Source organism: Promicromonospora sp. NPDC060271 (assembly GCF_042726755.1).
Taxonomy (GTDB): domain Bacteria; phylum Actinomycetota; class Actinomycetes; order Actinomycetales; family Cellulomonadaceae; genus Promicromonospora.
The window spans coordinates 1-8,688 of sequence record NZ_JBHXBG010000216.1 but is presented as its reverse complement, the minus strand read 5'-3'; the positions used below and the strand labels follow the sequence as shown (position 1 = coordinate 8,688).

Sequence of the window (8,688 nt, the reverse complement as noted above, 5' to 3'; positions counted from 1 at the left end):
CTCTGAGATCGGTCGTTCGATTGACCGATCTCAGAGCAACCGACCGAAGTCAGCGCCGCAGCCGAGCAAGCGACCGAAGTCAGCGCCACAGCCCACCAACCGACCGAAGTCGGCCCAGCGGCCCAGCACCCCGCCGAGCCCACACAGGCCTGAGGCCCCGGACCACCCAGGGATCAGTCGTCCAGCGCCTGCGGGACCACGAGCTCCGCCGCCGGCGACACGCCGCCCGAGACACCCACCCGGGCGTCCCGCACGGCCAGCACGACGCGGCGCACCCGCTCCGCCTCGGCGTCCGGGTCGAGGAACGCGGCGGCCGACCACACCTGCGCGACCACCCAGCCGAGCCGTTCGAGCTGCTCGGCGAGCTGCCTGTCGCGCACGCGGATGGAGGGTTCGGCCACGTAGGCGGCGTCGTCGGTCAGGACCGCGACCAGGAGCTCGCCCGGCAGGTCCGGATGCCCCACCGCGAGCGGGATCCGGTCGCCGCCCGGCAGGCCGTAGTCGGTCTCGACCACGAGACCCGAGCGCCACAGCCGCTCCCCCAGGTCCACGACCAGCCGGTCGACGGACCGCGCGACGTCGACACCGTTGCCGATCTCCACCTGGTCGGCGAGCCCTGAGCGCTCCTCGGCGAAGGCCAGCACCTCCGCCAGCAGCTGCGGCCCCGGGCCGCGCAGTCGTTCGGGATCGAGGTCCGCGGCGGGGAAGCACGACACGACGTGCAGCCGCTTGCGCGCGGCACCCAGCGAGCCGAGCAGCATCGCGTCGCCGCCACCGTCACCCAGCACGCCGAACCGGTGCAGCACGCGGCCGTGCGGCGTCCGCCCGAAGCCGAGCGTCAGCACGATCGTGTCGCGCGCGAGCCCTGCGACACCCGTGACGTCGGCGACCACCACCGGCTCGGGCCGTGACCCGGCGAAGAACGGCGCCAGCGCTGGGTTGCCCCGGACCTCGGCGAGCAGCCGCTCGCGGATGCGGTCGGCGTGCGCCGCGGTGACCGTGACGATGCCGAAGGTCTCCTCCGGCCGCGTCATCGCGTGCTCGATCGCGAGATCGACCACCTGCTCCACCTCGGCCTGCGTCGACTCGACGGTGCCGGAGACCGGATCGGGCATCCCAGTGCCGTCGACGAGCGAGAAGTGGACCAGCGCCTCGGTCCGCGGCATGGGCGCCGGCCGCATGACGCCCTCGTACCCGTGGGCGGCGAGCAGGGCCGTGAGCCGCGGGTCCCGTCGCGCGGGTTCGGGCTGCAGCGTGACACGCGGCAGCAGCCGCGCGAGGTCGCGCACCGCGGTGCCCGACGCCGACCGCGGGTCACCCACCACGACGATCTGCCGGCCACGGGCCAGCGCGGGCACGACCACCTCGACCGGCACGTGCTGCACCGCGTCGAGGATCACCAGGTCCGCGCTCCGCTCGGCGGGCAGCAGGTGCGGCACCATGGTCGGCGTCGACACCCAGGTGGGCCGCAGGCGCCGCACGGTGGAGCCGTGCCCGGACACGAGGTCGCGCATCGAGCTGAGCCCACCTTCGACCAGCGTGGCGTAGAGGGCCTCGGCGTCCTCCCGCTCGTCGCGCATCGCCGCGCCGAGGTGCGCGCGCACCGCGGCCCGCACGGGCGCGGACAGGGACTCGATGTGCCGGCGGTCGAGCTCACGGAACCGGCCGGCGAGAGCGTCGAGCCCGGCGCCGTCCTGCCCGGCGAGATCCGGCTCGGTCGACAGGATCTGCTCGAACACCGACGACCACCACGACAGCTCCAGCTCCGGCCCGACGAGCTCGGTCTCGACGCGGCGGTCGCCGAGGTCGTCGACCAGCTCGCCGAGCCCGGCCTTGCGCAGCCTGCGCAGCACCGCGGTCCGCTCGGGCAGGGGGACCAGCGCGTCCGCGGTCTCCGCGAGGGACGCGAGCCGCTGGACCAGCGCGAACAGGTCGAGGTCGAGCAGCCCGCCGCCCGCCTGCGAGGAGCGCAGCACCGGCTCGAGCGCCTCGAGGTCGATGCGGACGGCCTCGTAGGTCTCCTCCACCGCGGCCAGGCCCTCCGGCAGGGTCGGCCAGCCGCCGCGCGGGCACTGCGCCTGCCACACCTCGCGCTGCCGCTGCACCTCGACGAGCGCCGCGTGCATGTCGGGCACACGGACCCCGGGACGGACCATCTCGCGGGCGCGCCGCTTCAGCCGGCGTCGGGCCAGCCAGCCCATCTCGACGCCCTGCTCGGCCCGCGTCCGGCTCGAGGCCGTTGCCTGCACCATGTCCGCGGCGGTGCGCTCGAAGACCATCGGCTGGAACACGTCGAGCGTGCCGCGCATGCCGCCGAGCATCGCGAGCTGCTCGCCCCACTGGTTGGCGGTCGTCGCCTCGACCAGCCCGGTCACCTGGGCGACGTACTCGATCTGCTTGCGCAGCTCCGGCAGCGTGTGATCGGCGAGGCGCGTGACCCGGGCGAGGGCCGAGCGGGCGTCCTCGTCGGTGAGGATGTGCGCGCCGAACCACGGGCTCGACGCCGACCGCAGCGAGAAAGCGCCCAGGTCGGCTGCCCGCTCGAGGTCGGCGGCGAGCTCCGCGCGCCGCTCGGCACCCAGGACGAGCACGGTCTCCGAGGCCAGCCGCACCCGGGTCGCCGGGGCGGGGCGCTCGGAGGTGAGCCGGGCCAGGGCCTGCAGGGCGTCGTACGCGGAGACCCGCCACGGGTCGCGCACCCGGTGCAGCGCCCCGATGTAGCCGGCGAGCTGCGCCCGCGAGCCGATCAGCGCGTCCCGCACCCGGGCCACCCCGTCGGCGTCGATCCGTTCCTGCGCGGGCGCCATCGCCTCCAGCAGACGGCGCGCCGTCGACGTGCGCCACGTCGGCAGCGGCGCGATGTCGAGCAGCAGCCCGCCCAGGCCGAGCGAGTCGAGGCGCGCGGCCAGCGCGTCGGCGGCACGGCGGTGCCCCGGGACGTACAGCACGGACCTGCCGCTGGCGTTCGCCTCTGCGACGACGGCGGCCAGCGTGCCCGCGACGTCCGACCCGACGGGCGCGTCGACGAACAGGTGGCTGCCCGTTGCCAGGGCGTCCACGACGTGCCGCTGGTGCGGGTCCAGGTCGCCGACACCGCGCTCGTGCGCCGGGTCGGCGTCGCCGACGCGCCGCTCCGGGAGCTCGACCTTGCTCAGCCGGGTCACCGAGCTGTCCACCCCGCCGAGCGCCGAGACCACCTCGTGCCCGCCCAGGGTGGGGCCCAGCTCGTCGAGGTCGTCGACCAGCACCTGCCCGGGGTGGACGAACGTGCCGACCAGCACCCGCCGGTCGAGCTGGAACTCGCCGAGCACGGCCGAACCGAGGCTCGCCACGCGGTCCAGCACGTCCGACGGGTTGAAGCCCGCGAGCGTGAACGTCGCCTTGGCCAGCGCCGTCGGGTCGAGCAGGGCGCCGTTGGCGCGCAGCGTGCGCGCCACCACCGGGTTGATCTCGACCGTGGGGTCGAGCGTGATCTCGTAGTCGGCCTCGCCGTCGCTGCGCGGCGTGAGCATGACGGGCCGGAGCAGCACGGGCGCGCGCACCACACGCGGCTCGTCCTCCTCGCCGCCCGACGGCGGCACGGGCCGGCCGGAGGGCATGGCCAGCGTCACGATCGGGACGGAACCGGTGAGCGCCGGCGCGTCGGCCGGGCTGTCTGCGGACTCGTGCTCAGGGGTGGTCACCGTGCTCGCCGGGCCGAGCACCCGGGTGATGGCCTCCATGTCGCTCTGGTCGCCGCCGGTCGTCGGCCGCTCGACCCACGTGGCCACGCCGATCGCCAGGTAGGTCGGCGAGACCCCGTAGCGCTGCGCGTGCTCGGCGGAACGTGCGGCGACCGCTCGTGCCCGACGGCGGGCCGCAGGCAGCGAGCCGGACTCCCGCACCAGGTTGGACAGACGGGTGGGCCGGCCCGCGAAGAGCTGGGCCACACCCGAGGGGTGGGCGGTCGACAGGTCGATGACCGCCTCGCCCAGCAGACCGACGTCGGCAAGGGAGGATCCCCCCGCGAGCCGCACCAGCCCGGCGCGCCAGCGCGCGACCGACTCGGCCATGGGGTCCCCTGCTGCCCCCGGAGCCTCCTCAACTGCCGGCTCGGTGGCCGGGTCCGTCGTCTCGTCCTTCAGCGCGGCCGAGAGCTCCTCGGACAGATCGGCCGAGATCTCGGAGGCGGCTGCGGTCTGGCGGCGTGCAGCGTTCACACCAGCACGCTAACCGCGTCGCGTCCGCAAGGGTCGGACGCCACGCCGCGCGACACGCCGGGTCACGAGACTCCCGGGCGTGTCGCCGCCGAAGGAGAGCGTCCGTCCGGACGGACGCTCTACCTCGCCTTCATGCTTGCCACGAGGTAGAGCAGACGTCCGGACGAGTGCTCTACCTCGGCGACGACGCGACGTCGGCCGGGGAAATGCGAGAGCCCCTTCGGCAGGGGGTCCGAAGGGGCTTCGCAGACGGGCCGGAGCCCGACAGGGAACGACAGTGCGCACCGCGCAGGGGGCGGGCGATGCGCACCGTCCTGTGAGAGTCTGCACCTGTTCCCGGCGGACGTCAACACCGAGTCGGACGATTGTCCAACTGTTGAGTCATGCGATTAGAAATCGTTATCGAAGTGGCCGTTATTTCCGGTCTGCCGCTCGCCCGGCCGCAGGATCTCGCGTATCCCGCGGGTCGCCGCCCTCGCGCCGCGGACACCGGCCACGGAGCCCTCACGAGCGCCGGAAAGCCCTGTCCGGCGCCGGCGATATCACCCCCTCCGACAGGACCCGACCCGGCCGGAGGAAAAAAGCCTGGACGCCGCACCTAAACTCGAACGCTTGTGAGAGCACTCCTGGAGGCAGTCTTCCCCCGCCGGCTGGGCCGGTCGTTCCGCTGGCTCGTGACCTCGTCCTGGACCAGCAACATCGGCGACGGCATCGCGGTCGCCGCGGGACCCCTCCTCGTCGCGTCACAGACCGACAGCCCGTTCCTCGTCGCGCTCGCCGCGATGCTCCAGTCGCTGCCGTGGCTCGTGTTCGGCCTCTGGGCCGGCGCCCTGGCCGACCGCCTGGACCGCCGCCGCATGGTGATGATCGCCAACGGCCTGCGCGCCGCGGTGATCGTCGCGCTGTGCGCCATCATCGTCACGGACGTCGTGAACGTCGTCCTCGTGCTGGCCGTCATGCTCGCCCTCGGGGTGGCCGAGGTGTTCGCCGACTCCGCGAGCCAGACGCTCCTGCCGATGGTCACCCCCAAGGAGGACCTGGCGATCGGGCAGGCCCGGCTCATGGCCGGCTTCGTGACGGCGAACCAGCTCGCCGGGCCGCCCATCGGCGCGTTCCTCTTCGCCGCGGGCATGGCCTGGCCGTTCGCCCTCCAGGCGGTCACGGCAGCGCTGGCGATCGTCCTGATCTCGCGGATCTCGGTGTCCCAGGGTGCCGTACGCGAGACCCGTACCCATATCCGCCAGGACATCACCGAGGGCCTGCGCTGGGTGTGGCGCACCCCCGCCGTCCGCACGCTGATGCTCACCATCCTCACGTTCAACGTCACCTACGCGGCGCCCATGGGCGTGCTCGTGCTCTACGCGACAGAACACCTGGGGATGAGCACGCTCCAGTTCGGCATGCTGACCACCGCGACAGCGGTGGGCGGTCTCCTCAGCACTGCCTTCTTCGACCGCCTCCAGAAGCGGGTCCCGTTCGCGACGCTCATGCGCGTGGTCCTGACCTGCGAGGTGGTCTGGCACCTGGCGCTGGCGCTCAACACGACGGTGTGGGGCGCCTTCGTCGCGATGTTCGGGTTCGGCGTCTACGCGTTCGTGTGGGGTGCCATCTCCAACGCCGTCCGCCAGCGCGCCACCCCTCTCGACCTCCAGGGCCGCGTCGGCTCGCTCAACATGGTGAGCGTGTACGGCGGGGTCCTCCTCGGCAACGCGCTGGGCGGCTTCATCGCCGAGCAGTGGGGACTGGCCGCACCGTTCTGGTTCGGGTTCGTGGGCGCCGGGATCACGCTGATCCTGATCTGGAAGTCCCTCGGCAGCATCGCCCACGCCGACTCGGGCGAGTAGGCGGCCCCGGCCGCAGCCGCACCGAGGCGGACCCGGTTCCGGTCAGCGGGCCTTGACGATCGGGATCGAACCCGTCTCCGTGAACTCGCGCATGCGCTTGCCCACCGTCGACCGGCTGACGCCTACCTCCTCGGCGATCTCCCGGTACGTACGACCCTTGGTGCGCAGCTGGATCATGCGCTCGGCGTCCTCGGTCCCGAGCCCCGTGTTACGCCGTGGCCTGCGCCGCGGGGGCAGCGCCTCCCGGACGTTCGCCGTGGCCCGGTCCGCCGCGTCCGCGGGCTCCGCGACCGGGCTCTCGGCATCCTGCTCCACCAGCTCGCTGTCGGGTGCGGGTGCGCTCACGCCCTGGCGTGGCGTGTCGAGGGCCGCGCTGACGCGGACGGTCCGGCGATCGGTCTCGCCGTCGAACACGCCGCCGTCGAACACCTCACCGTCGTACACCTGGCCGTCGTACACGTCCCGGTCGAGGTAGTCCTCGCCGCGCGCGTTCCGGTCCCGGCCCCGCGCGACGGGACGCGCTTCGGCGAACTCCGCCGCGACGGCGTCGGCGGCGCGGCGCTCGTAGTCGGGCGCGCCCACCCCGACGCCGGCCCGTGCGCCGTCCCGCGTGTCCGACACGCGGGCGTCCATGGGCTCGTCGTCCACGAGGATGCCGGTCAGCCGCTGCCGGTCGGCGAGGTGCAGCCGGGCGACGTCGGCCGTGCCGTCCCCCACCGCGGCGAGCGCCTCGCACCAGGCGGCGACCTGCGCCCGCATCTCCATGGGCGGGACGGTGCGCAGGGCGACGGAGCGGGCCCTGCGGCGGGCGGCCTCGGCGCGGGCGAGCCGGCGGCGGGCGGCCCGTGACCCGTCGTGCAGGCTCTGGGCCCGGAACAGGTCCTCGGTGGTCAGGAAGAGGGCGTGCATGCGCGCGGACTGCCGCAGCGCCGACCAGGACGTGCCCGTGGCGAGGTGTCGGTCGCCGATCAGCGCCAGGTGCCACATGAGCGCCGCGAGCAGTGGCACGATGAACCTGAACAGGATCGCGCCGACGGGGTGGCCGATGTAGGCCTCGTGCCACGCGGCGAACACACCTGAGGCCGACGACAGTGCCCAGGTCAGGGCGAGCAGGGTGCCACCGGGCCGGTTGTCCCGGGCGGCCTCGCGGGCGAGGAGGGCGACGGTGACGAGGGACAGCTCGAAGACGCCGGCGGTCGCGTACGCGGTGCCCTGGTTCATGGCGAGGACGTCGATGCCGAACTGGACCATCGCCAGGTACGCGGACCCGGTCGAGATGAGGGCGACGGAGATCGCGCCGGTGAGGACCAGTCTGCGGGAACGGCGCGTCGGGACGGTCGTGACGGGGAACGTCCGGTCGGCGGAGGCCACGGGATCTCTCCTTGGTCGAGGGCTGTCGGGTGACTGCGTCCGCAGCGGTTCGGGTACGCAGGAGTTCGGGCGACCACGAAGATATCGGACAAGTGTTACAACCCGGTACCGTTCGACGGTCGGCGGTCGCTGACGTGCGGCCGGTGCGGGACATAGACGCCACGAAGGGATTCAGATGACGGAGACATACGGCGGGTCAGCGACGCCGGACCGGCGCCGCCGTCCTGCCGCGCGCGTCTGGGCCTGGGTGGCGGGCGTCGTCGCCGTCGTGGTGCTCGGGGCCGCCGCATGGATCGGCCTGCAACCCCGCGACGAGCCAGCTCCGGCGGCAGCCACCCCGTCGGCGAGCCCGTCGCCGTCGCCGAGCCCCACACCGAAGCCAAGCCCGAAGCCGACGCCTGCCGACTACTCCCTGCGGTCGCTGCCCAGGCCTGACATCGCCGAGCTCCTGCCGCGTGCACTGCCCCAGGCGGAGGCCAAGTCCCTGGAGGACCTGCCCGGTTCGGTGGCACGGCCGAACGACCCCCGCATCCCCGTCTGGGCCAGCCCCGACGTGACCGAGGCGCCGGTTCTCGCCCTCGAGTCCCGCTACTACGACGCCGAGGCACTCTGGCTCGTGCTGGACAGCCGGCCAGGGTGGGTGCAGGTGCTCATCCCGTACGGGCGCAGTGCCCTGCCGTCGCGCGATCCGGAGCAGGTCAACGGAACCGCGGGCTGGCTCCGCGGGAGCGACGTCCTGCTGATCCGGGAGAAGCGCTCTGTGGTGGTCGACCTGTCCGACCGCACGGTGACGGTGACGCACGCCGACGGCTCCAGCGACCGGCTCCCGGCGGCGGTCGGCGCGTCCGCCACGCCGACGCCGCAGGGAATCACCCAGGTGTTCACCGTCACGGAGGCGGTGAACACCGGGATGTCGGTCTTCCTGTCGATGCAGAGCGAAGCCCTCGACGGGTTCTACGGCACCGACTACGCCGCGACCGCAATCCATGTGGGTGTCGGCCAGGGGCAGGCGGTGAGCAACGGCTGCATCCGCCTGACGAGCGCGGACTTCGCGAGGCTCACAGACCTGGACCCCGGCGTGCCGGTGCTCGTCAAGGCCTAGTCGGAACGAGCCCGCTGGCATCGCCCGGTCCCGGGCAGCGACTACACCTGCGGGGTGTGTTGCTCTGCGTCGACATCGTCCACGCAGAGCAACACACCCCGAATATAAAAAAAAAACAAACCACCAAACAAAAAGGTATATCGGTTTTGCGAGGTGGGGTTTTAATTGTGGG

The 8,688-nt window shown here is 73.1% G+C and carries 4 protein-coding genes; 2 read left to right on the top strand and 2 right to left on the bottom strand.

Annotation, left to right across the window (positions count from 1 at the left end; all coding sequences use genetic code 11):
* Nucleotides 1–173: 173 nt before the first annotated feature.
* A complete protein-coding gene (locus ACFWE2_RS23095) occupies nucleotides 174–4,199 on the bottom strand; it encodes a hypothetical protein (RefSeq protein ID WP_377226548.1) in 4,026 nt (1,341 codons plus the stop codon).
* Between the two features lie 614 nt (nucleotides 4,200–4,813).
* On the opposite strand from ACFWE2_RS23095, the gene ACFWE2_RS23090 reads away from it, so the two are divergent.
* On the top strand, nucleotides 4,814–6,043 hold the full coding sequence (locus tag ACFWE2_RS23090) for an MFS transporter (protein ID WP_377226547.1): 1,230 nt from the start codon (nucleotides 4,814–4,816) through the stop codon (nucleotides 6,041–6,043).
* A gap of 42 nt (nucleotides 6,044–6,085) precedes the next feature.
* On the opposite strand, the gene ACFWE2_RS23085 is transcribed toward ACFWE2_RS23090, so the two are convergent.
* Nucleotides 6,086–7,414 (bottom strand): winged helix-turn-helix domain-containing protein, encoded by a 1,329-nt coding sequence (locus ACFWE2_RS23085; RefSeq protein ID WP_377226546.1) that lies wholly within the window; start codon nucleotides 7,412–7,414, stop codon nucleotides 6,086–6,088.
* 175 nt (nucleotides 7,415–7,589) lie between these two features.
* Here ACFWE2_RS23085 and ACFWE2_RS23080 point away from each other — a divergent pair, with 175 nt between their 5' ends.
* Complete coding sequence (locus tag ACFWE2_RS23080) at nucleotides 7,590–8,516, top strand: L,D-transpeptidase (RefSeq protein ID WP_377226545.1); 927 nt, start codon at nucleotides 7,590–7,592, stop codon at nucleotides 8,514–8,516.
* Nucleotides 8,517–8,688: the final 172 nt, after the last annotated feature.

Coding starts and splice junctions, on each gene's coding strand:
- ACFWE2_RS23080 (WP_377226545.1), top strand. CDS start 7,590: ATGACGGAGACATACGGCGGGTCAGCGACGCCGGACCGGCGCCGCCGT.